Genomic DNA, 23350 nt, shown 5'->3' on the forward strand with positions numbered 1-23350 from the left:
GCGGGCCATGCAGACGAGGTGCGCGCGGGCATTTCCACGTTCCATCGTACCGCTCGCCACTGATTTGTTTCTTCCCCTTTCCTGCCGCTAGGGTGGTGGCTATGTCTCAAAACTTCCGGTAGTCCGATCCGCTTTGTCGCAGTAGCGACAGCGTAACCATCGGACAGACGCGCCACACCCCAAGGGCTCCCCAGCGGAGACGAGTGATCTGCGCTCTCGGTACCAAATCAGACTTTTCTTATAGGAACCTTTACGTCTTTAGAGGCATATTATGGCAAAAAGCTCCCCCACTTCCCCCTTGAACTCAGGGCCCACAGAGGCCTCAGGTGCCACGCAGTTTCTTGAAGAGCGCGCGGATGAAGCCGGCATCAAGCTGCCACCTTTGGGTAAAACTCCAAAGCGGTGGCCCAAGATGCTCCAGGCCCCCAAGGGGCCGCCCCTGTTTTACGGCACCACACAGAAGGGTTTCCTCCTGGCGGTGATGAAGGCATGTCGCGGTCCGATCATCGTTCAAACAATCGCCCTGTCAGTTGGCACGGTGATCGGTGCACTGCTTCCCGCCATCATGGGCAGTTCGATAGATTCCGCAATCGACTTTGGTCTTTCGGGACCCACCTGGGGGTGGCTTGCACTTTTCGTAGGTTTGATCCTGGTGATGTCACTGGGTGATGGCTTCAACCAGATGGGCGAAATTGCCGCATTCCTCAACGGCTGCTTCGGTCCGGCGCGGACCGTTGCCCACCGCATTTCACGCGCGGGGCGTGCCGCTAAGCAGGATAAGCCCGCGGGTGACGTTGTCACTGGGATTATTGATGACTCAGACAAGGTGGGGGCCGCGGTCCTCTTTGTTGCGGAAGTGGTTTCCTCAATCTTGGCGATCACCGTCGTCACCTTTGTGATGTACCAGATGTCACCCCTGTTGGCGACAGTTGTCGTCATTGGTTTGCCTATCGCGCTGATCTCGATAGCGCTGCTCGTCAAGCCCATGCAGAAGAAGTTTTCTGTGGTCCGTGAGGAATCAGGCAAGCTCACCACCATTTCCACCGATGCGGTGATGGGGCTGCGTGTGCTGCGAGGTGTCGGTGGAGAGGACTACTACAACGCTCGTTACAAGGAGCAGTCCCACCGGGTGCGGGACGCAGGGATCGCCGCGGCCCGCAACCAGGCAGCCCTGAACATCACGCGGACCTCCGTGCCGCAGTTGTTCATCGCGGTTATCACCGGTTTGGGCGCGTTCTTGACGTTCGAGGGCGTGATCAGCGTCGGGGAACTGGTGGCATTCGCCGGCATGACTGCCTACCTGTCCACGCCCTTCAGTGTGGCTGGTCAGGCTGCATACCTCGGAACTCGCGCCTGGATTGGTTCCGGAAAGCTTGCTGATTTCTCAGCGGTCGAGCCACCTACCACAGAGGAACTTCTGGAGAGTGAAGAGGAACTAGAAGCCGGGGGAGCAATCGATTTCGCCTCCGCGCCGCTCACCGATATGGCAACCGGGGTGTCTATCAAGCCCGGGCTGCTCACCGCCCTCGTCGCCCCACTTCCCGCTGTTTCGTCGCAGGTGGCGCAGCGTCTTGCTCGCGTCAATGATGAGTTTGAAGTTCGGATCGGGGATAGGGACGTGCGTCGCCTCCCGTTGGCGACTGTTCGTGAGGGGATCCTTCTGTCCGAGGACGATGCCCAGTTGTTCAGGGGGACCCTTCACTCGGGACTCCGGGGGAACACCGCAGAATTTCCGCCACCGCGTGGCGTTACCGAACTGGTGTACCGCGAACACATCGAGGAAGCAGCCCGTGAAGAGGGCACCCTATTCCGTCCCGACCGAGTCCCTGACGATGAACGACTCGCAAAGTCGATGGCGGTGGCTGACGCCGGGGACGTCCTCGACTCCCTTCCAGGAGGGATGGCCGGTTGGCTAACTGAGCGGGGGCGAAACCTCAGCGGGGGGCAGCGCCAGCGGGTTGCCCTGGCGCGCGCTATCTACGCAGACGCACCCATCCTCGTGGCTGTTGAACCGACCTCGGCCGTCGATTCCCACACGGAAGAGAGGATCTCCAGGGCCATTCGCGAAGAGAGGCAGGGTCGTACCACAGTGGTGGTTACGGCCTCCCCGCTGTGGTTGGAGAAGTGTGACGAAGTGATTGTGCTGGATGGGGACGGGACCGAGCAGGCCCGTGGAACACATCAGGATTTGAAGGCGCGAGCGGAAAGTGGCGAGCCGGGGGCTCTGGCCTACGCCGCCATCGTGGACAGAGAGGCAGGTGAGGGCAATGAAACTCCCCGTGGCTAATGGAAGACAGATCATCGCCGGGCTCATCAGGCTCATTCGCCGCCATGCGGCCGCATTCTGGGTGGTCGTGGCCCTGCAGTTGGTAGCGGCAACCGCCACCGTTGGACTCCCGTGGATCCTTGGCGACATCATTGACAATATCCGTCGGGGGACAACCTCACGGTACGTCGGCACCATGGTGGGGATCTCCATTGCCTTGGTGCTGGTGGGCGCAGTTGCGGCCTACTTCTCTGAGTACCGAGCACGCATCTTTGGTGAGACGGTTTTTGCGCAGATGCGCGAAGAACTGGTCGAAACTGTCACGAACCTTCCTCTTTCAACTGTGGAGGAAGCCGGCACAGGGGACCTCCTCGGTCGGACTACCCGCGATGTTGAACGGGTGCAGTTCATGGTGCGTCAAGGGATCTCGGCGATCATGGTGTTGGCTACATCGATCATCGTGACGATTGTGGCGTCGGTGTGGAAGTCTCCACTCCTCGCGACGTCACTACTTGTAGCAATCATCCCCATCATTTTCGTTATGCGGTGGTACTTGCCGCGCACCCTTCCGGCGTACCGTGCTGGGTCGAGTGCTTGGGCGCGGATGTCGGGGGCGATTGCCGAGACCATCGACAATGCTGAAACCGTTGACGCTCTTGGTCTGCAGGACATTCGCAACAACCGCATCGATGAGGCAATCCGTGAAGCGTGGCGCCTAGAGCGCTACACGGCGTGGCAACGCATCTACCTTATGGTGGGTCTGGTGTTCTTCGCGACCCTGCCGGTAGTCATCGTGGTCGCTCTCGGAGCGTGGGTGCTTCCCATGGGTCTAGTCACCGCTGGGCAGATTGCCGCAGTCGCCATGTATGCCTACCAGATGCGTGGACCGATCTGGAACTTCACCTTCTGGTTCGATGAAATGCAGGTTTCGCAAGCCTCGTTGGGCAGGATCTTTGGTGTCTCTTTGGTTCATCCGGACCGCGAGGCCAGCGACAAAGAACCTGTGGACAACGACGTTGAGGTGTCCGACGTGCGCTACGCCTACACGGAAGGTCGCGACGTCCTCCACGGCGTTGACCTTAGTCTGGTCGAGGGCGAGACCCTCGCAATGGTCGGACCGTCAGGGGCCGGTAAGTCAACGCTAGGCCGCATGCTCGCCGGGATTCATCCACCCAAGAGTGGCCACGTCACAGTGGGGGGTGTCGACCTTGTCGATCTGGCGGAGGACAAGCTGCGCAAGCAGGTGGTACTTGTCAGCCAGGAACACCACGTGTTTGTCGGCACAATCGCCGATAACCTCAGGCTGGCGCGTGCCACAGCAACCGATGAAGAGATCAGGGATGCCCTGGGAGCTGTTGGTGCTCTCACCTGGGTTGATTCTCTTCAGGGCGGCATCGACACCGCGGTTGGAGTGGCCGGATACCCGCTGTCTCCGGGGCGAGCCCAACAGCTGGCGCTAGCGCGAATCGTCCTCATGGACCCCCACACACTGGTGCTAGATGAGGCAACATCTCTAATGGATCCCAGTGCGGCACGCTCTCTGGAGCGTTCGTTGGGGCGGGTACTTGAGGGAAGGACGGTTGTCGCGATTGCTCACCGTCTCTACACGGCTCAAGACGCCGACCGAGTTGCGGTGATGATCGACGGCAACATCGCAGAACTTGGCAGCCATGAGGAACTAGTGAGACAACACGGAGAGTATGCCTCCCTGTGGGCATCGTGGCAGAAGAGTTAGGTAGTCACGGGCGCATGCGGGGCTAGAATGTGCCCGTGACTACCACAGAACTCCCCACAGTCCTTGTCGTCGATTTTGGTTCCGCCTCAGCCCAGGCACTAGCGCGTCAAGTGCGTGACTGCGGCGTCTACTCCGAAGTTGTCCCCCGTTCTTGGACGACTGAACGACTCCTTGGTGAGCAACCAGCATGTGTGATTATTGCCGGGGACCTCGCTTCTCTTGAACCCACTTTGGAGGAACCCGGCCCGCTTGACTTCGCCGCGCTTGCGGAAGAATTTCCCGTCGTCCTCGCCGACAACGACAGTGGAAAGATTTCCGTCCTAGTTGGAAGGGACCGTCGTGAGATGACGGGGGAAGAGTTCGACAGGGGCGCCCTCGAACGTGTTCTTTTTGAAGATGCAGACGTTGAGGCAACCTGGACGACGGAGGCCATTGCGCAGCAGTTGATTAAAGAGGTGCGCGAACAGGTGGGGGATGACCGGGTGATCCTGGCGCTCTCGGGAGGTGTCGATTCCTCGGTGGTTGCAGCCCTCATCAATGAGGCGGTTGGCGACCAGCTAACCTGCGTTTTTGTTGATCATGGTTTACTCCGCAAAGGTGAGCGCGAACAGGTTGAAGAAGATTTTGCCGCGGCGCGTGGAATCGACCTCGTGACGATCGACGCCGAAGACCGTTTCCTGAAGCGTCTGGAAGGTGTGGAGGACCCGGAGGCGAAACGCAAGATCATTGGCGAAGAGTTCATCCGGGTGTTCGAGGACGCTCAGAGGGACCTGGCTGCAGCCGCCGCCGCGAAGGGGCAAGAGGTCAAGTACCTCGCTCAGGGAACCATTTACCCCGACATCATCGAGTCTGGTGTGGGTGAAGGCGTCAACAACATTAAGAGTCACCACAACGTTGGTGGTCTCCCGGATGATCTCGACTTTGAGTTGGTGGAGCCGCTACGGCGACTCTTCAAGGACGAAATCCGTGAACTGGGTCGCGCCCTCGGAATGCCCGACAAGTTGGTGTCACGTCAGCCCTTCCCAGGACCCGGCCTTGGCGTTCGCGTTGTTGGTTCCCTGACCAAAGAGCGTCTCGACATCTTGCGTGAGGCTGACTTTATTGTCAGGGAAGAGCTGTCGGAGTCGGGCATGGATGCACAGATTTGGCAGTGCCCTGTTGTCCTGCTGGCAGACGTGCGCTCCGTCGGTGTCACAGATGGGGAACGCACATACGGGTATCCGATCGTGCTGAGGCCGATCATGACCACGGATGCGATGACGGCAGACTGGGTGCGAGTGCCGTTTGACGTCCTTTCGGACATTTCCGACCGCATCACCACGGAAGTTCCCCAGATCAACAGGGTCGTCCTCGACATCACACCCAAGCCGCCCGCAACGATTGAGTGGGAGTAGGCGTGGCACGTAAGTCCCGCAGCTGGCCGCCCGAGGGCGCGCCGCTACCGTACCCGGTGATGGACAACCACACTCACCTGCCCGTGCACGAGGGCGAAATCCCCAGGGCTGATGGATTCCGAATGCCCCTTGATGAGCAGCTCGGTCGGGCTCGGGATGTCAACGTCACTTCTCTCATCACGGTGGGGTGTGAGGTTCCTGATTGGGAGCCGACCCTGCAGTTGGCTCACGAGTATCCGCAGGTCAGGGTTGCACTCGCGATTCATCCCAATGAGGCAGCCCTTCACGCGGGGCACTTGGAGAAGTCGCCGGACGGCTACGATCACGAGATCCTTCCTCACCACGTGCCTCTGATTGAAGCGCTGAGTCACCTTTCCGGTCTCCTCGACGACCCAAAGGTGGTCGCGGTTGGGGAGACGGGGTTGGACTATTTTCGCACCGCTGACCCCGGGCGGGAAGCACAGCGCGAGTCGTTTTCAGCGCACCTAGAACTGGCTCGCATCCATAACCTGCCGGTTCAGGTCCACGATCGTGACGCACACGGCGACTGCGTGCGGCTCTTGGATGCGGATGCTAGTCGCAACCAACCGATTGTGTTTCACAGTTTTTCGGGAGACGCCGAAATGGCGCGGGAGGTGGCCTCGCGAGGCTGGTATGCGTCATTTTCCGGCATGTTGACGTATCCCGCGAATGTGCACCTCCGCGAAGCATTGGTTGAGATGCCCAGGGAGCTGGTTTTGGTTGAGACGGACGCTCCATACCTCACTCCTGTGCCGCACCGCGGAGACCCGAATGCTTCCTACTCAATGATTTACACGGTTCGAGCAATTGCTGAACTCTGGGAGGTAACGGATGATGTGGCATGCGCGATTCTGATGGCAAACTCCCGCAGGCTGTACGGGACCTGGTGACGAGTTGGTAGATCAGCAGTCGTCATCCCGTCTGCTCGGCCCTGCAGAGATCCGCGAACTGGCCGAAGCACACGGAATCATGCCCACCAAGAAACTGGGGCAGAACTTCGTTCATGACGCGGGTACTGTCCGCAAGATAGTGGCTAAGGCTGGTGTGACACCGGGTCAGGTGGTGCTCGAGGTCGGTCCAGGGCTGGGGTCGCTAACTTTGGGTCTGCTTGAGGCAGGAGCCATTGTTGAGGCTGTGGAGTTGGACGGGGGCCTGGCACGGGCCCTTCCGTCGACGGTGGAGGCTCGGGGTGGGGACTGGGCCTCTCGCGTCTTCGTTGTGAACATGGACGCCCTCGACTTGCGGGCCAGTGATCTGCCTCAGGCCCCCGGTGCGCTGGTTGCCAACCTTCCTTACAACGTCGCGGTTCCTATTCTCCTGACCGCCCTCGCTAATCTCCCGTCGCTCGAGTCAGCCCTGGTGATGGTGCAACGGGAAGTTGCTGACCGCCTCGTCGCCCCGAAGGGGTCCAAGACTTATGGGGCCCCCACGGTGAAACTGGCCTGGTATGGCCAATCTTCACGGGTGGGCATAGTTGGTCCCAACGTGTTTTGGCCGCGCCCCAACGTTGATTCCGCGTTGGTTCGAACCACTGTTAGTTCAACGTCCCGCGGCGGCACGGAGCTTCGAGACGCTACTTTCGCCCTCGTCGATGCCGCATTCGAACAGAGACGCAAGATGGTGCGGGCCTCCCTGAGAAGCCTCATCCCAGATAGCGTCGAACTGGGACGCATATTCGCAGACGCCAGCATTAGCCCGGAAGCTCGACCGGAAGCCCTGGAGATTGACGATTTTGTGGCCTTGGCGAGGGCGTGGGTGCAGCGGTGACCAGGGTTGTTGCTTCCGCTCCGGGGAAAATCAATCTGGCTCTGCTGGTGGGAGAGGTTGATGAGAGCGGCTACCATCCGCTGAGCAGTGTCTTTGAGGGGATCAGTCTCAGGGAGTATGTCGAGGTCGAAGAGCACGACGCAGCCACGGCAGGCTCGCCAATCGGTGCGGTGACCACAACGCGGATCGAGGTGCACACCAGGGTTTACTCGGTTGGCCCCGGTTCGCGTGAACCGCGGTTCGACCCGGTGGCGACACAGGCTTTCGCACAGTTCGATGGACCTGGACATTTGGCTTTCCGCGCGGCGCAACTCCTTGCGAGACCGGGTGTTTTGTTGCGAATCACGATTCACAAGACACTTCCTGTGGCCGGCGGTATGGCAGGTGGATCAGCGGATGCAGCGGCTGCGTTGGTGGCGATGAATGCGCTGGCGTCGGACCCGGTAGCGCAGTGCGACCTCGAACGTTTGGGACGAACGCTGGGAGCCGATGTTCCGGCTTGCCTTGTCGGGGGGATCGCCCTCGGCCTGGGTCGCGGTAACCACATGGAGCAACTCGACCCGGGGACGTCATCGCCAAGTGCGCAATCCCGGTGGTGGGTTGCGATTTTCTCCGATGAGGGTCTGTCAACACCGGCGGTGTTCAACCATTTTGATGCAGCCGCCCGGGCGGGGCACGACTTGGGGGGACCAGCGGAATTCGATGCTGGGAGATCGATCGATCCGCGACTGCGCCGCTCGCTCCTTGCCCCGGGGACCGAGGTCGCTTCTGCACTGGTGAACGACTTACAGTCGGCGGCCTTTAGTCTGCGCCCTGACCTGGCGGCCACGGCCCGTGTACTTGCCGATCTGGGCATTCCGTGGATGATGTCAGGGTCGGGGCCGACCCTGGTCGCCCTAGTCGACAGTGAAGAATCGGCGCAAGACGTGGCCGCACGTCTTGAGGCGTTGCCACGAGTGAGTGGGACCGCGGTGATGTGGGGGCCGACAGAGGGGGCTCGCCTTGAGGAGGCCCTCCCGAAGTGGTGTGCGTCTTAGCCATCCGCCCTGGCCCTGACTCCGGTACTTCCGGCCACGGGCTGGGGCCGGGGCTGGGCGCGTGCGAGGTCTAGCCCGCCGAGCCCTCCGGCCTGTCGTTGTAGGCAACCTGCAGCTCATGGTCTGCTTTGATCTGCTTGACCATCAGGGAGCCGCCGCTCTCTAGGAGCGCACGCTTCCACGGCAAAACGCCCTCGATCTCAATCTGGATCGACCAGGACAAGATGGTTCTGATGAGGACGATGAGGCCCAGGATCACTGCCTCTTCTATCGATGGCTTCGAAGTGATTGTGCGCACCAGGTCTGCCGCAACCAGGATCTCTAGGCCCAGCAAGATCGCACTTCCGATGGTGATCCGTAGTGTGCTGAACGCCTTGGCACCACCCTCTTTGCGGCTCAGGGAACGGACTGCGAGGGCCAGGGCGATGATGAATCCCAGCACCATTGTCAGGGTGCCCAACAACTCAAAGGTTTCCGCAATCGCCGTGTAGATAGTTTCCATATTCTCTTCCGCTCACCGAACTGCCGGACACAACGCTACATTACCGGTGCGGTCCTGTCTGATTGCGTCAAGTTCGCTGCTCCACTGTACTGATTCTGTCTCAACCCCAAGTAGTCTGACTCCGTGAGCAATGTTGCACCCGCCCTTGACGAACTGCGCCGAACGCTTTCAGCAGCGCGCTTCCCGCTGCGATGCCCCGGCGCTCAAGAAGGCACGGAAACCTCCATTGAGTTAGCCCAGCAAATTGATGACTACCTGCTCCCCAGGTACACCTCTTTGGATGCACCGCTCCTGGCTGTTGTCGGGGGTTCCACCGGAGCGGGCAAGTCGCTGCTAGTCAACTCCCTGGTCCGCGAACACGTTGCACGTTCAAGCGCAATCCGGCCCACCACACGCGACCCCCTACTGGTACATGCGGTCGAGGACGGAGCCTGGTTTTCCTCTGAGAGGATCCTCCCCGGGCTGGCTCGCCTGTCCCGTTCAAGAGGCACTAGCCAAGTTGTTCCCGATCCCCTCTCACAGGCAGGTGAGCCCGGCGCAAGCAGCCTGGAACTGGTCCAGAGTCCCGCTGTTCCCCACGGGCTTGCCATTTTGGATTCCCCGGATATCGACTCGGTCGTCGAGGCTAACCGTCGCCTTGCTGGGCAACTCCTTGCCGCCGCCGACATGTGGATCTTCGTCACCACGGCTGCCCGCTACTCGGATGCAATCCCCTGGAAGCTTCTGGCCGAGGCCGCATCCCGCAACATCGTCCTCGGCGTTGTTGTTAATCGAATGCCGGCGGGGACACAGAGGGAAATCCTCCCCGACCTCGCCAAACACCTTGATAAAGAGGGGCTGGGCAGCGTACCGATTTTCACGGTCACAGAGTACAAGGATGAGGACGGACTGATACCGCAAGCGGAGCTCGCACCTCTGCGGGAGTGGTTGCTGAGCCTTGCCGCAAGCGCCGCCTCTCGGGCAGCTGTGGCACGTCAGACCCTGGAAGGGGCAACTAACGCCCTCCTACTTCGCGAGTCGGACGTCGTTAATGCACTGGAGCAGCAAGCTGCTGCGGCCTTACGGATGAAAGAGGAGGTGGCCGCCGCTTTCGCGCGGTCACGCGGGACTGTTGAGGTTTCCTTTGAGGACGGGACACTGCTGCGCGGGGAGGTCCTTGCTCGCTGGCAAGAGGTTGTGGGGACTGGCGAATGGATGCGCAAGCTTGAAAGTGGTGTGTCGTCAGTCCGTGACCGCCTAGCAGGGTGGTTGCGTATTCAACGCCAGGCATCATCGGCCTCGGCAGTGGATTTGGCAGTCGAGGATTCGCTTCTGACCTCTCTAGTTTCCACAGCGGAGGAAGCGATAGCGAACGTGGAGCTGCAGTGGGCGTCGCGCACCGAATCCGCCGAGGTGGCGGAGTTCGCGGCATTGCGCCTGCGCAGCTCTGAAGAGCGCGAAGTCGACGCGGCGGAGGCAGTCCGACAATGGCAGCGCGACCTCGTCGAAATGGTGTCGTCAACGGGTAAGGATAAAAAGACGACCGCGAGGTTGCTTGCTGTCGGGGTAAACGTGGTGGGTGCGGCACTCATGGTGGTGATTTTTGCTTCAACGGCCGGGCTCACCGGTGCAGAGTTGGCGGTTGCTGGGGGAACTGCAGTTGCTGCTCAACGTGTGCTCGAGGCCGTCTTTGGGGATGATGCAGTGCGAAAGATGACGGCGAGGGCGAGAGAGGATCTCTCGGAGAAAACCGCGCACTTCTTTGAAAAGGATGCTGATTCTCTGCTCGCGGCAGTGGACCAGTACGGTATCAACATTGATGGTCCCGCAAACGTTACGGCTTCGTTCGCGGCGGTTCGTGATGCCTTACGGACGGAGCAGTGGCAGTGAGGGCGGTGACGCTCGTGGAGGGCGGTGTCGCACTTGAGAACGCGACAGCTCTCAGCCAAGGTAAACTGGCAGCCTCAGTGACTGAACATGCGCGAGCGCTGAGCCAGAAGATCGCGGGACGACGCTGCGTTGACATGGAGTCGACGGTTGTTGTTTTCGCAGGTGCTACGGGATCGGGTAAATCGTCGCTGTTCAACGCGGTGATAGGGCGAAATCTTGCACGTGTCGCGGTGACGAGGCCAACTACTTCGGAGCCGCTTGCGGTGTATGGAAACGACTGTTCGGCACTGCTTGACTGGCTCGGCGTGAGGACGCGACACCAGGCTTCTGATGTGCCGTGGCTTGCAGGTTCCGACCTCGTTCTTGTCGACCTCCCTGACATTGATTCAACTGAAGTGCAGAACCGGGTTGTGGCCGAACGGCTCATCTCCCAAGCAGATGTGGTTGTCTGGGTGGTTGACCCCCAGAAGTACGCGGATGGGGTACTTCACTTGGAGTTCCTTTCTGGTCTGCGCGAGCAATCTGGCGGGATGACGGTTGTGTTGAACCAAGTGGACCTTCTCAGAGTCGATGATGCGCTCCGTGTCGAACAGCACCTCCACCAGCTTCTTGATGAGCGGGGATTCCGCGGGGAGGTGCGTGTCACCTCGGCCATGGAGGGGCGCGGAGTTGCGGAGTTGAGGGATGAGATCGTGGCGGTGGCTGCCACGAAGCGGGCTGCCGCGCAACGTTTGGCCGCCGATCTGCGTTCACAAGCCACCTTGTTCACGAGGGCGGCCGAGGACGAAGGTGGCGCACTGGTGGCACCCGCGAGTCTTCCCGGGTTTGATGGTGTCAGCGGTTCCCTTTCACGTGCGCTTGGAGCTGACACGGTGGCTCGCGCTGCCGGTCAGGCGTATGTCCACAGGGGGGTGAAGAGCGTGGGATGGGTGTGGACGCGGTGGATCCGCTCAAGGCGACCCGACCCGCTCAAGCGGCTTCATCTTCAGGGTTCGGGGGAGTCCCAGTTTGCGGCATCTTCGTCCCTGGTCTTGTCAGATACCCAGCAGGCAACAACTCGCGTTGCGGTGCGGAGATATGCGCGGGCGGGGACTACCGGTCTCCCCACAGCTTGGCGTAATCAGGTGGTTGCCGAGGCCGAGGGTGGCGCGGTGAACGCGGCGCGCGCCATGGATGGGGTTCTGGTCAAGTCGCAGGATGATTACGTGCGTCCCCCTCTGTGGTGGCGGGCGGCCGCTGGTCTGCAGGTCTTGCTCGCCGCCGCCGCTGCTGTTGGTCTTGTGTGGCTTGCAGCCTACTGGGTGGCTGGACTGGTGAAGATCGTGCTTCCCGAACCTCCCTATTGGGGGCCGATCGCCGTCCCCACGACACTTCTGGCCGGGGGTCTGCTGCTCGGGTGGCTGCTGGGCGTCCTCGGCCGACTGCTGCTACGCAGCGGTGGGAGGCGAACCAGACGCCGGGTGCAGGAGGACCTGAATGCCCAGGTGGCAGCGGTTATGGGGACTGCCGTAGTGTGCCCGTTGCAGGAGGCTCTGGACGAGTACGGACGTTTTGTGGCGGACGTCGAAACACTAGCCAAGGTTCGAGTGCGCTAGGGTTCGGCTACATCGGCGGCTATCCGAGCAGGTCTGAAAGCTCCAACCATTGCTCCTCAAGTGCCTCTTTCTCCTCCGTGAGCTGGTGCAGTTCCCCAGTTAGTTTGGAAAGGCCCTCAAAGTCCGTTTGGTCGTGATCAGCGAGCCTTTGGTGCTGCTTGGCGACCTGCGTCTCCAGTCTTGACAACTTTCGCTCCGTTGACGTGAGTTCCTTCTCCTTGGCGCGCAGTTCAGCGCCGCTCGAGGAAGGCGGCGTAGCTGACGGCTCAGAAGTGTCCGCGGACTTCTGGGCAAGTGTCAAGTACTGGTCGACACCTCCCGGCAGGTCACGGAAACCTCCGTCAAGGACGGCGTACTGCGTGTCGGTGACACGCTCGAGGAGGTAGCGGTCGTGCGACACAACGATGAGCGTTCCGGGCCACGTGTCCAGCAAATCCTCCAGTGCAGTGAGCATCTGGGTGTCGACGTCGTTGGTCGGCTCATCGAGGATGAGGACGTTGGGCTGGCTGAGCAGGATCAGCAGTAGTTGCAGCCGACGTTTCTGTCCACCAGAGAGCTCACGGACTCGGGACTGGAGGTGAGCGGTCTTGAAGCCGAGTCGTTCCAGTAGTTGCGCGGGAGTCTGCTCTTTGCCATCGACCTCGAACGTGGTCTTGGTGCGGGAAAGCACCTCACGGACTCGATCATCGCCAATATCTGCAAGGGCAGAGAACTGCTGATCCAACACCGCCATTTCTACGGTCTTGCCCTGCTTGACCCTTCCGCTAGTCGGTTCCAGAGCGCCGGACACTAAACCGAGCAGCGTGGACTTGCCCGCGCCGTTCGCCCCGAGGATGGCGGCACGCTCACCGGGCGCGATACGCCAGGTAACGTCCTTGAGGATTGGTTTAGCAGGGTCGTAAGAGAAGGAGACATCCTCGAGGTCGATAACGGTTTTCCCCAGGCGGGCCGTCGCAAGTCGGCTGAGCTCCAGACTGTCTCTGGGGGCCGGTTCGTTTTCGATGAGGGCGTTGGCCGCGTCGATACGGAACTTCGGCTTCGATGTGCGGGCGGGCGCGCCCCTGCGTAGCCAGGCCAGTTCCTTTCGCATGAGGTTTTGCCGCTTGGCTTCCGTCGCACTTGCCATCCGGTCACGTTCCACACGTTGGAGGACGTATGAGGCATACCCGCCCTCGAACGGTTCCACAATCCCGTCGTGAACTTCCCAGGTATCGGTCGAAACCTCATCTAGGAACCAGCGGTCGTGAGTGACAACGACAAGGCCACCAGCAGATTTGGACCAGCGGGTCTTCAGGTGGTTTGCTAGCCACGCAATACCCTGCAGATCGAGGTGGTTGGTGGGCTCGTCAAGGATAAGGATGTCCCACTCGTCAACAAGGAGGGCCGCCAGCGCAACCCTGCGTGCTTGTCCGCCGCTGAGGCTCCCGATGGGAGAGTGCCAGTCAAGGTCCGCGACCAGCCCGTCTATGACCTGACGAACTGTGGGATTGCTCGCCCACACGTGTTCGGGGGTGTCGCCGACAATGGCTTGCCCGACCTCGAGTGACGCGGGAAAATCATCACGTTGTGACAGGTAACCCACGCGCAGCCCGCGACGTGGCACCACGGCTCCACTGTCGGGGGTCAAATCACCTGCGATCAGGCGTAATAGGGTAGTCTTGCCGTCACCGTTGCGGCCGACGATACCGATTCTCTGCCCGTCTCCGATGCCCAGGGTGACGCTATCAAGCACGGTATGGGTAGGGAATGAGACGGTCGCGTCTTCGACGCCAAGTAGATGAGCCACTGGTCAAGGTTAGTCCAGTGGGCACAATTTTCTTGTCGGGCAAGCCTGTGACAGAATGGCTGTTGCTTTCCGCCCTGGTGTAAAGGCAGCACAGGGGTTTTTGGTGTCCTTAGTCCGGGTTCGAATCCTGGGGGCGGAGCGACATGTGAGACTCGCGCAACCTAAGGGGCAACCAAGTGAGCGGGATTATTACAACCGGAGAGAAGCGTCTGGTCCTTGCCAGTGGCCGTGCGTATCCGGAGTTGACCGAGCAGATTGGCAACGCCCTAGGGTGTGACGTCATTCCCACCACCGCCTATGACTTTGCTAACGGGGAAATCTACTTCCGTTTCAACGAGTCGGTGCGCGGCGCGGATGTCTTTATTGTCCAGTCCATGACAGCTCCCATAAACAAGTGGCTGATGGAACAGTTGATCATGATTGATGCGGCTAAGCGGGCCTCCGCGAAGCGTATTACAGTCGTGGCGCCGTTCTACCCCTACGCTCGCCAAGACAAGAAGCACAAGGGTCGTGAACCTGTCTCAGCCAAGCTGGTTTCGGACATGTACCAGGCTGCCGGTGCTGACCGTGTTATGAGTGTTGATCTGCACGCCGCCCAGGCTCAGGGCTTCTTCGACGGCCCCGTCGACCACCTTTGGGCTATGCCCGTCCTCGTCGACTACGTGCGTCAACGTATCGATCTTGAAAAGGTTGCAGTTGTCTCCCCGGACGCTGGACGGATCCGTGTGGCAGAGAAGTGGGCCGCGAAACTTGCGAACTGTCCGCTGGCTTTCATTCACAAGACCAGGGATACCTCTAGGCCCAACGTTGCGGTCGCCAACCGCGTTGTCGGTGATGTCCGAGGGCGACAGTGTGTAATTGTTGATGACCTCATCGATACCGCTGGCACAATCACCGAAGCGGTGCGTGTTCTCTTCCAGGAGGGCGCCGATGAGGTGATTGTGGCCGCCACGCACGGCGTTCTTTCGGCACCTGCATCGCAGCGGCTTGCGTCCTGCGGCGCCTCAGAAGTGATCATTACTGACACCCTGCCGGTTAGTCCAGAGCAGCAGTTTGATCAGCTCACCATTCTTTCGGTGGCGCCCCTTCTGGCGCGCGGCATTCACGAAGTGTTCGAGGACGGTTCGGTAACATCGATGTTTGATGGAGAAGCGTAGGGTGATTCACCCCGCACTCTGAGGGTTGATTGCGCGCGTGGTTCCTCGCTAGGCTGGTTTGGTTGCCTGGCGAGGGAGACATTGTGCTCCGTGATCGACAGGATTGAGCATCTCTTCGCAGGTGGTCGTCGGGCATTGCAAGGAAGCGGCCCGGGGACGTCAGCGCTCCCGCCGCCACACGAGAATGGGAAGTGAAGAGAAAATGGCTCCTGTAACTGAGAACAGCATCAAGGGCACAGTCCGCACAGAGGTCGGCAAGGGTTCGGCTCGCCGCGCACGCCGCGAAGGTTTGATCCCGGCGGTTCTGTACGGACATGGACACGAATCGGTTCACCTGGACCTGCCCGGCCACGAGGTATTCCTTCTGACGAAGGACTCCGCAAACGCAGTCGTGTCGGTCAACTATGGTACGAAGAGCCAGTTGGCCCTGGTCAAGGCCATTCAGCGTCACCCCGTGCGTCGCGATATTCTTCACGTCGATCTGCTCGCGGTTTCCGCGACCGAGCGCGTTGAGGTCGAGGTGCCGATCTCACTGGTTGGGGAGCCAGCCGCTGGAAACCAGCTGCAGCAGGAAGAGTTCACACTTCTTGTGTCCGCCCCCGCTATTTCCATCCCGGATGTCATCGAAGTTTCGGTTGAGGGCCTCGAAGAGGGTTCAGTCGTTCGCGTTGAGGATATTGCGTTGCCAAAGGGTGTTGAAGCCGGCGAAGAGCTCCTGACCCGCGACATCGTGTCGGTCGTGGCAATTACAGACACCGCTGAGGAAGAGGCATCCGCACTGGCCGATGCAGAAGCTGAGGTTGAGGCAGCAGTCGAAAAGGACTAAAGCCCGCGCGCCAGAGATTTAGGAAGGAACTTCCGTGCAAAGTGGCCAGAGCCAAGCAAGTGCCGATGCGGCGCTGCACTCCATCATTCCCGCCGGGGGTGCTGGAACCCGGCTCTGGCCGCTTTCGCGTCAAGGGGCGCCGAAGTTTCTTCTGGACCTGCTGGGGCAGGGTGTTTCGCTTCTCGAGGCAACGATCCTCCGTCTAGCCCCAATATCTGCTTCTGTGACCATCGTCACCGGACCTGCGCACACCGAAGCAGTGGAAGGGCAGATCCGGCGGTTGAAGGATGCCGGCCTGCTGTCTTCCGACCTCGACGTCTCGGTGGTGACGGAGCCATCGGGCCGTGACTCAATGCCGGCGATTGGCTTGGCGACCGCCCTCGTCGCACAAAAGTATGGAACCGATGCCATAGTTGGCTCGTTCGCCGCGGATCACTCTATTGGGGACGAGGACGCCTTTCGCAGCGTTGTCCTTGACGCGGTCCTTGCGGCACGTCGCGGCTACATCACCACGATCGGTATAGAGCCAACTTCGCCCTCGACGGCATTTGGGTACATTGAGGCAACCGATCAGATAGTGGCACCCGGGGCGCAGCTGGTCTCCAAGTTTGTTGAGAAGCCCCCACGCAGTGTCGCAGAGCAGTACGTTGCATCCGGCTACCTGTGGAATGCGGGCATGTTCGTTATGGGTGCCGATACCGTCCTCGACCACCTTGGGAGGCTCCACCCGCGGATGGCCACAACTCTTGGGACACTGGCGTCGCTGTGGGGTGGTGTCGACGCTGAGGTCGCGTCGCAGATCGACATGGCGTGGAATGACCTGCCCAGAATCGCCATCGACCACGCCCTGGCAGAACCTGTGGCCGAGGACGGGGGAGTGGCCGTTGTGGCCGCGCCACCTGCGGTTGCATGGAGCGACGTCGGCGACTTCGCAGCACTTGCGGATATGCGTCGTGACGGCGCGTTACGAAGGGGAACGGGTGCGATTCCAGTTCTCATCGATTCGGACGGGGCATTCGTTAGTGGACATTCGGACAGGGTAATCGCGGTGGTGGGCATCGAGGGTGCAGTCGTCGTGGACTGCGAGGATGCGTTACTGGTTACCACCAGAGAACAGGCACAGAGGGTGAAGGAAGTTGTCGATACTTTGCATTCGCGGGGGAACGAAAGATTCACATAGGAGACCTTTGTCTCAAATAGTGATCCAGATTGCAAGGATCACAAAATTGTTGCGGTTCACGTCGATGACTGTCATTCGTTAGGTGAGCAACGACTCCGTGGTTAGGCTACGATCATGACCCCAAGCGATCGCGGTGTTTTACGCACCCCTGATCACGACGGGCATAGAAGAATCTCTACCAGGAGGAATACGTGAAGAAGACAATGCGATTCGGCGCTCTGGCCGCCGTTGCAGCACTGGGTCTTGCAGCCTGTGGCTCGGCCCCCGAAAGTGCACCAGCCGACCAGTCCGGCGAATCCGGAGGCACGGCTGCTGAAACCACCACCGACGTCAAGGCCTGCATGGTCTCTGACTCCGGTGGTTTTGATGACAAGTCCTTCAACCAGTCGGGCCACGACGGCCTGATGCGCGCGAAGGAAGAACTCGGTGTCCAGGTTGACCAGGCTGAGTCCTCGTCCGACGCCGACTTCATCCCCAACATTGAGAACATGGTTCAGGGCGGATGCGACATCATCATTGGTGTTGGCTTCCTGATGGCCGATGCAATGGATGAGGCTGCTGCTGCTTACCCAGAGACCAAGTTCGCTCTGGTTGACTCCGGCTTCAACGCTGAGCACGACAACGCCAAGCCGCTGTTGTTCAACACGGCTGAAGCTTCGTACCTGGCTGGCTACGCCTCAGCTGCAATGTCCACCACGGGCAAGGTTGGCACATTCCTTGGTATGAACCTTCCCTCGACCGCTATCTTCGCTGATGGTTACGTCGATGGTGTTGAAAAGTACAACGAAGTTCACTCTGAGGCCGTTGAGGTCATCGGTTGGGACAAGGCCGCACAGGACGGCATGGCCACTGGCAACTTCGAAGATGTTTCTAAGGGCAAGCAGTTCTCTGAGCAGCTTATCCAGCAGGGCGCAGACGTAATCATGCCTGTTGCAGGTCCCGTTGGTGCAGGCTCACTGGCAGCTGCCAAGGAAAACGCAGGCACCATGGTTGTGTGGGTAGACGCCGATGGCGCTCTCACCAACCCGGATGATGCTTCCGTGATCCTCACCTCAGTGATGAAGCAGATCTCCGCTGCTGTCTTCGATGCCATTCAGTCAGTTGTTGATGATTCCTTTACCTCAGCTGCATACGTTGGAACCCTTGAAAACGGTGGCGTGGGTATTGCCCCATGGCACGATTTCGAGGACAAGGTTTCACCAGAGCTGAACGAGGAGCTTGAGGGACTCAAGGCCGACATCATCTCCGGCACCATTGTTGTTGAGTCTGTCAACACACCTTCATAAGTCAGGATGCACGACAGTGCCCTAACTGATTAGGTTGGCGGGGGTCTGGGAAACCGGACCCCCGCTTTCTGTCCCCACGGTTGCCTCAAGCGCAAAGATGCAGAGAAGACACTCAAAGTCAATCTATGCTTGAGGGAGTCTTTTGAAAAACTAGTTGGTAGGGGCGGTGCAAATGGAATTGTGCCGTGAGACTGTGTAGTCTCTTTCCCTACCCCCAGAAACTCTGGTTACCCCTACAACGATGAAGGGATCGATGTGGAACTTGAGCTAAAAGGGATCACGAAGGTCTTCGGACCATTGGTAGCGAACGACTCAATCAGTCTCACGGTCAAACCTGGAGAGATTCATGCTCTGCTAGGTGAGAACGGTGCTGGTAAGTCAACGTTGATGAACGTGCTTTACGGCCTCTACCAACCTGATGAAGGTCAGATCCTTATAGACGGCGAACCCGTCCACTTTTCCGGGCCCGGTGATGCCGTGGCAGCTGGGATTGGCATGGTTCACCAACACTTCATGCTTGTGCCCGTGTTCACGGTTGCAGAGTCCGTTTCGCTTGGCTACGAGCCTACAAAGGGCGTCGGCGGAATCCTCAACCTCAAGGAAGCGCGTGCGCGAGTCACTGAGCTGTCTGATCGGTTCGGATTCGGACTCAAGCCTGACTCTATAATCGAGAATCTCCCTGTTGGTGTCCAGCAGAGGGTTGAGATTATCAAGGCCCTCTCCAGGGACGCCAAAGTGCTGATCCTCGACGAGCCGACCGCGGTGCTGACACCTCAGGAAACTGACGAGCTCATATCAATCATGAAGCAGCTAAAGGAGTCCGGTACTTCAATCGTCTTCATCACCCACAAGTTGCGGGAGATTCGCGCCGTTGCGGACACTATTACCGTTATCCGTCGCGGCAAAGTGGTGGGGCAGGCGAAGCCAACGGATTCTGAGAAGGATCTGGCTTCGATGATGGTGGGACGCCCAGTCAGCCTGGAAGTTGAGAAGACGCCACCCAAACTTGGTGAAGTCGGCCTCGCATTCAATGAGGTATCACTGGTGGACGAGGACGGATTTACCGCCCTCGATCATGTTTCCTTTGAGGTTCGCAACGGGGAGGTCCTCTGTATTGCCGGCGTGCAAGGCAACGGACAGACTGAGATTTGCGAGGCGATTGTTGGTACTCAGAGCATCGATGGTGGAACCATCAACCTTGCCGGAACTGACGTAAACAACGTCTCCATTAAGAAGCGTTTCAGTGACGGCCTCGGCTACGTCCCAGAGGACCGATCGACAGACGGAATGATTGCCACCTTCTCCATCGCGGAGAACTTGATTCTTAACCGTTACGACCAAAAGCCCTACGCAACCGGTGTCAATATGCACCCGGGAATCATCAAGGAAAGCGCTGAGAAGGTGACGCGGGAGTTCGACGTGCGCCTAACCAACGTTGAAGACCCCATCTCAACCCTGTCTGGCGGAAACGCGCAGAAGGCAATTCTGGCTCGCGAGCTCTCCAGGCCGATCAAGGTTCTGGTGGCATCTCAGCCCACCAGAGGTGTTGACGTTGGCGCTATCGAATTCGTTCACAAGCGCATCATTGAGGAGCGCGACGGGGGGACCGCGGTCCTCGTTGTGTCAACGGAGCTGGATGAGGTTTACAGCCTGGCTGATCGAATCGCAGTTATGTACCGCGGTGGGGTAGTCGGGATCGTTTCGCCGGACACACCCAGGGACGTCCTAGGTTTGATGATGGCTGGCATTCCTTATGAGGATGCCATCGCACAGGCGGGCGCTCCGGCCAGCCAGGAAGGGAAGAATAACGGTGAGTAGTCCTGCAGTTCTTGACCCGCAGCCCCCGACTCTAGAGCCGGACACAGGTCCCAACGAGGCAAAGCAGTGGTGGAAGTCCTTCATCAAGGGTGTTCTCAGCCCATCGGCAGGAACAATCGCTCTGGCGATTCTCCTGGCATTGGTGATAGGCGCGCTGATCGTCGTCATGTTCGACCCGGGAGTCCAAGCTGCGGCTGGATACTTCTTTGCCGCTCCTGGAGACTTCTTCGCTGAAGCGTGGCGTGCATTCTCCGGGTTCTTCACGGCGCTGATTCGTGGTTCAATCTTTGACTGGCGCCAAAGCTCCTTCCAGGCTGCTTTCCGCCCCCTGACGGAGTCCATCGTTCGTGCCACCCCGCTGATTATTGCGGGCCTGGCAGTGGCGGTGGGGTTCACCGCAGGCCTGTTCAACATTGGTGTCCAAGGTCAGCTCATCATTGGTGCCCTGGTCGGTGGTTACATCGGTTTCGCATGGAACCTACCCCTTGGTGTCCACATCATTGTTGCGATTATCGGCGCGATTATCGGCGGAGCAATATGGGGTTTCATCCCGGGCATATTGAAAGCTCGGCTGGGTGCTAACGAAGTCATTGTTACCATCATGCTCAACTCGGTAGCCGCGCTGTTCCTAGCAGCAATGCTGCAGACACAGCGCTTCTATGGTGACGGGTATCCGGGGAAGTCGACAAGAGTCCTCTCAACCGGTGTTTACCCATCGCTACTTGGCAGCGGATTCCGACTGAACTTCAGCATCATTGCCGCGATCCTTGCCTGCATCTTTGTATGGTGGCTCTTGGACCGATCCACCTTTGGTTTCGAGATCCGCGCTGCTGGTGCCAACCCCGATGCCGCTAAGACTGCTGGCATCAATGTTCCACTTGTGGTCATTATGACGATGACGCTTTCAGGCGCCCTCGCAGGTTTGGCAGCAACGGCGCCGGTGCTTGGCACAGAGAAGGCCATCACTGGTGGTGTGGCCGGCAGCATTGGCTTTGATGCCATCACGGTCGCACTCCTTGGCCGATCTCGGCCCATCGGGGTGTTCTTTGCCGGACTGCTGTTTGGCGCGCTAAACGCTGGTGGAGCACTGATGCAATCGTCGGCGGGCATACCCGTGGATATCGTTCTCATCACCCAGGCAATAATCGTCCTCACGATCGCAGCATCCGAAGCGATACGCGCGTCCCGTGAACGAAAGAAAGTCAAAGCACAAACCGTGGCGAAGGTTGAAGAAAAACACGAGCCAGACTCGGATAAGTCAGCACAGATGGAAGGAGTTGTGGCGTGAGCACAGTAGCTACCACCCCATCGAAATCTGAGGATCGCACCGGCGTCTCCGCAGACATAGTCCTTCCAATCTCTTGGCGAGATCCTGTTGTCAATGCGCTGATGGCGCTGACAACCGTCATCATGGCAATTGCTGCAAACGGAGAGTCAAACATTTCGTTTGGCGGAGCGACAAGCTGGTTCGCCATGGGGACCGTCACCGTCAATGCTCCGTTGACAATCTGGATCATGGCGATCATTGGCCTCGTGTTTGCGGCAATCACCTTCAAACTGGCCATTGATCGCAAGCCTGTCCCAGGCTGGTTCCTAGTTGTCGTCGGCACGGCCTTCGTGATCGGCTTCCTGGTTCTAGCAGTTGCTGGTCGTCCCTCGGCCGTGCTGCCTGTGGTGTCACTTCTTGCTGGTGGCTTGATGTTTGCGACACCGCTGGTGTTCGGTGCACTCTCTGGCGTCATCAATGAGCGCGCCGGCATTGTCAACATTGCGATTGAAGGCCAGCTTCTGTTTGGTGCATTCGCAGGTGCCGTCACTGCTTCCATCTTTGGCTCGTCGTGGGCCGGATTGATTGGTGCCCCAATTGCGGGTGCTCTTCTTGGTGCATTGCTGGCACTGTTTACCATCAAGTACAGAGCGGACAACATTGTTGTTGGCGTCGTCCTCAACATGCTGGCCCTCGGTGTCACCTCGTTCCTGTTCTCAACTCTCTTGTCCAACTCGAGTCACTTGAACAAGCCGCAGAGACTGCCAATTATTGCGATCCCAGTCCTGCAGGACCTTCCAATCATTGGCCCGGTTATGTTCCGCCAGACAATTTTGGTTTACCTGATGTATGCGGCTGTCATCATCCTGCAGTTCATGCTGTTCAACAGCCGTTGGGGCCTGCGCCTCCGTGCGGTTGGTGAGAAGCCACGCGCAGCAGACACAGTCGGCATTCGGGTGAACTCAATCCGTTGGCATAACGTCCTTCTCGGAGGCGCTGTCGCCGGCTTGGGTGGGGCATTCTTCACCGTCGGGCAAGGCTTGGCCTTCTCTAAAGACATGGCAGCGGGCAACGGCTTTATCGCCCTCGCCGCCATGATTCTGGGACGGTGGAACCCCATTGGGGCACTCACAGCCGCGTTGTTGTTCGGGTTTGCAACCAACCTTGGTGCTGTCATGCAGGCAGTTGGGGCTCCGGTCCCGGCCGAGTACCTGCTGATGATTCCTTACCTCGTGACCATCCTTGCGGTGGCAGGGTTCGTCGGGGCGGTGAGGCCACCCGCGGCAGAAGGGGTCCCGTACCCATAGAGTTTCAGATCTGAGGCCCGCGTCCAACCGGCGCGGGCCTCTTCATCCAACCAACACTTAGTGACAAAGGAGTCCCATGACTACAAGAAGGATTGACGAGGACGTCTGGCGCCAACTACATGAGCACGCTGTAGCGGCCATGAAAACGGCCTACGTGCCATATTCAAAATTCCCAGTGGGGGCAGCAGCACTCGTAGATGACGGACGTATCGTCACTGGCTGCAACGTTGAAAATGCCTCCTACGGGGTTGGGTTGTGCGCGGAGTGCGGGTTAGTCTCCGACCTCGCACGAACCGGCGGAGGCCGACTGATTGCATTTGCGTGCGTAGATGGGTTGGAAGAACCTGCATCCCCGTGCGGAAGATGTCGGCAGTTGCTGTTTGAATTTGGGGGTAAGACCCTAATGGTGGCGATGCCGGAGGGGATCATGAGTATGGCAGAGGTACTGCCGGGCGGTTTTGGTCCCGACGACCTCGACCGCGTCTGGGATGCAGAGCGTAACGGAACCTTGGAAGTGGAAGAAGAAGCAGAATGAGT

The 23350-nt window shown here is 59.4% G+C and carries 18 protein-coding genes and 1 tRNA gene; 17 read left to right on the forward strand and 2 right to left on the reverse strand.

Going from position 1 to position 23350, the window contains the following annotated elements:
• Window positions 1-271 precede the first annotated feature (271 nt).
• Genes H2O65_RS02705 through H2O65_RS02730 form a run of 6 tightly spaced genes read left to right on the forward strand, consistent with a single transcriptional unit; the run spans window position 272 to window position 8220 of the window.
• On the forward strand, window positions 272-2287 hold the full coding sequence (locus tag H2O65_RS02705) for an ABC transporter ATP-binding protein (protein WP_182142074.1): 2016 nt from the start codon (window positions 272-274) through the stop codon (window positions 2285-2287).
• Entirely contained in the window at window positions 2268-4001 is a 1734-nt protein-coding gene (locus H2O65_RS02710; protein ID WP_182142075.1) for an ABC transporter ATP-binding protein, read from the forward strand. The genes H2O65_RS02705 and H2O65_RS02710 overlap by 20 nt, the downstream gene beginning before the upstream one ends.
• A gap of 35 nt (window positions 4002-4036) precedes the next feature.
• Window positions 4037-5395: a glutamine-hydrolyzing GMP synthase gene (guaA, locus tag H2O65_RS02715; RefSeq protein ID WP_220458774.1), complete on the forward strand. Its 1359-nt coding sequence runs from the start codon at window positions 4037-4039 to the stop codon at window positions 5393-5395.
• A 59-nt stretch (window positions 5396-5454) separates the two neighbouring features.
• On the forward strand, window positions 5455-6306 hold the full coding sequence (locus tag H2O65_RS02720; RefSeq protein ID WP_182142620.1) for a TatD family hydrolase: 852 nt from the start codon (window positions 5455-5457) through the stop codon (window positions 6304-6306).
• Window positions 6307-6310: 4 nt separating this feature from the next.
• Window positions 6311-7183, forward strand: a complete 873-nt coding sequence (gene rsmA, locus H2O65_RS02725; protein ID WP_182142077.1) for a 16S rRNA (adenine(1518)-N(6)/adenine(1519)-N(6))-dimethyltransferase RsmA — start codon at window positions 6311-6313, stop codon at window positions 7181-7183.
• On the forward strand, window positions 7180-8220 hold the full coding sequence (locus H2O65_RS02730; protein ID WP_182142078.1) for a 4-(cytidine 5'-diphospho)-2-C-methyl-D-erythritol kinase: 1041 nt from the start codon (window positions 7180-7182) through the stop codon (window positions 8218-8220). The genes rsmA and H2O65_RS02730 overlap by 4 nt, the downstream gene beginning before the upstream one ends.
• A gap of 70 nt (window positions 8221-8290) precedes the next feature.
• On the opposite strand, the gene H2O65_RS02735 is transcribed toward H2O65_RS02730, so the two are convergent.
• Window positions 8291-8722 (reverse strand): DUF1622 domain-containing protein, encoded by a 432-nt coding sequence (locus H2O65_RS02735; protein ID WP_182142079.1) that lies wholly within the window; start codon window positions 8720-8722, stop codon window positions 8291-8293.
• Between the two features lie 123 nt (window positions 8723-8845).
• Here H2O65_RS02735 and H2O65_RS02740 point away from each other — a divergent pair, with 123 nt between their 5' ends.
• Together H2O65_RS02740 and H2O65_RS02745 are read left to right on the forward strand one after the other, a co-directional pair.
• Window positions 8846-10591, forward strand: a complete 1746-nt coding sequence (locus tag H2O65_RS02740) for a dynamin family protein (protein ID WP_182142080.1) — start codon at window positions 8846-8848, stop codon at window positions 10589-10591.
• The gene (locus H2O65_RS02745; protein WP_182142081.1) at window positions 10588-12186 is read left to right on the forward strand and encodes a GTPase; all 1599 of its coding nucleotides are present in this window, start codon (window positions 10588-10590) and stop codon (window positions 12184-12186) included. The genes H2O65_RS02740 and H2O65_RS02745 overlap by 4 nt, the downstream gene beginning before the upstream one ends.
• A gap of 19 nt (window positions 12187-12205) precedes the next feature.
• Here the strand turns inward: H2O65_RS02745 and H2O65_RS02750 are convergent, their stop codons facing one another.
• Window positions 12206-13972, reverse strand: coding sequence for an ABC-F family ATP-binding cassette domain-containing protein (locus tag H2O65_RS02750; protein ID WP_182142082.1), 1767 nt, complete (start codon window positions 13970-13972; stop codon window positions 12206-12208).
• 68 nt (window positions 13973-14040) lie between these two features.
• Here H2O65_RS02750 and H2O65_RS02755 point away from each other — a divergent pair.
• From H2O65_RS02755 to H2O65_RS02795, 9 genes are all read left to right on the forward strand, one after another.
• Window positions 14041-14111 (forward strand) — tRNA-Gln (locus H2O65_RS02755).
• A gap of 37 nt (window positions 14112-14148) precedes the next feature.
• Window positions 14149-15129 carry a ribose-phosphate diphosphokinase gene (locus H2O65_RS02760; RefSeq protein ID WP_182142083.1) on the forward strand — a complete coding sequence of 327 codons (981 nt, stop codon included), beginning with the start codon at window positions 14149-14151 and terminating at the stop codon, window positions 15127-15129.
• 202 nt (window positions 15130-15331) lie between these two features.
• Window positions 15332-15955, forward strand: a complete 624-nt coding sequence (locus H2O65_RS02765) for a 50S ribosomal protein L25/general stress protein Ctc (protein WP_182142084.1) — start codon at window positions 15332-15334, stop codon at window positions 15953-15955.
• Between the two features lie 34 nt (window positions 15956-15989).
• Window positions 15990-17135, forward strand: a complete 1146-nt coding sequence (locus H2O65_RS02770; RefSeq protein ID WP_182142085.1) for a mannose-1-phosphate guanylyltransferase — start codon at window positions 15990-15992, stop codon at window positions 17133-17135.
• Window positions 17136-17326: 191 nt separating this feature from the next.
• Complete coding sequence (locus H2O65_RS02775) at window positions 17327-18421, forward strand: BMP family protein (RefSeq protein ID WP_182142086.1); 1095 nt, start codon at window positions 17327-17329, stop codon at window positions 18419-18421.
• A gap of 255 nt (window positions 18422-18676) precedes the next feature.
• The gene (locus H2O65_RS02780) at window positions 18677-20239 is read left to right on the forward strand and encodes an ABC transporter ATP-binding protein (protein WP_182142087.1); all 1563 of its coding nucleotides are present in this window, start codon (window positions 18677-18679) and stop codon (window positions 20237-20239) included.
• Entirely contained in the window at window positions 20232-21527 is a 1296-nt protein-coding gene (locus H2O65_RS02785) for an ABC transporter permease (RefSeq protein ID WP_259349563.1), read from the forward strand. The genes H2O65_RS02780 and H2O65_RS02785 overlap by 8 nt, the downstream gene beginning before the upstream one ends.
• Window positions 21524-22813 (forward strand): ABC transporter permease, encoded by a 1290-nt coding sequence (locus H2O65_RS02790; protein ID WP_259349564.1) that lies wholly within the window; start codon window positions 21524-21526, stop codon window positions 22811-22813. Before H2O65_RS02785 ends, H2O65_RS02790 begins: the two co-directional genes overlap by 4 nt.
• A 76-nt stretch (window positions 22814-22889) precedes the next feature.
• Window positions 22890-23348: a cytidine deaminase gene (locus H2O65_RS02795; protein WP_182142088.1), complete on the forward strand. Its 459-nt coding sequence runs from the start codon at window positions 22890-22892 to the stop codon at window positions 23346-23348.
• Window positions 23349-23350: the final 2 nt, after the last annotated feature.

It is taken from the genome of Schaalia sp. JY-X169 (assembly GCF_014069575.1).
GTDB lineage: Bacteria > Actinomycetota > Actinomycetes > Actinomycetales > Actinomycetaceae > Scrofimicrobium.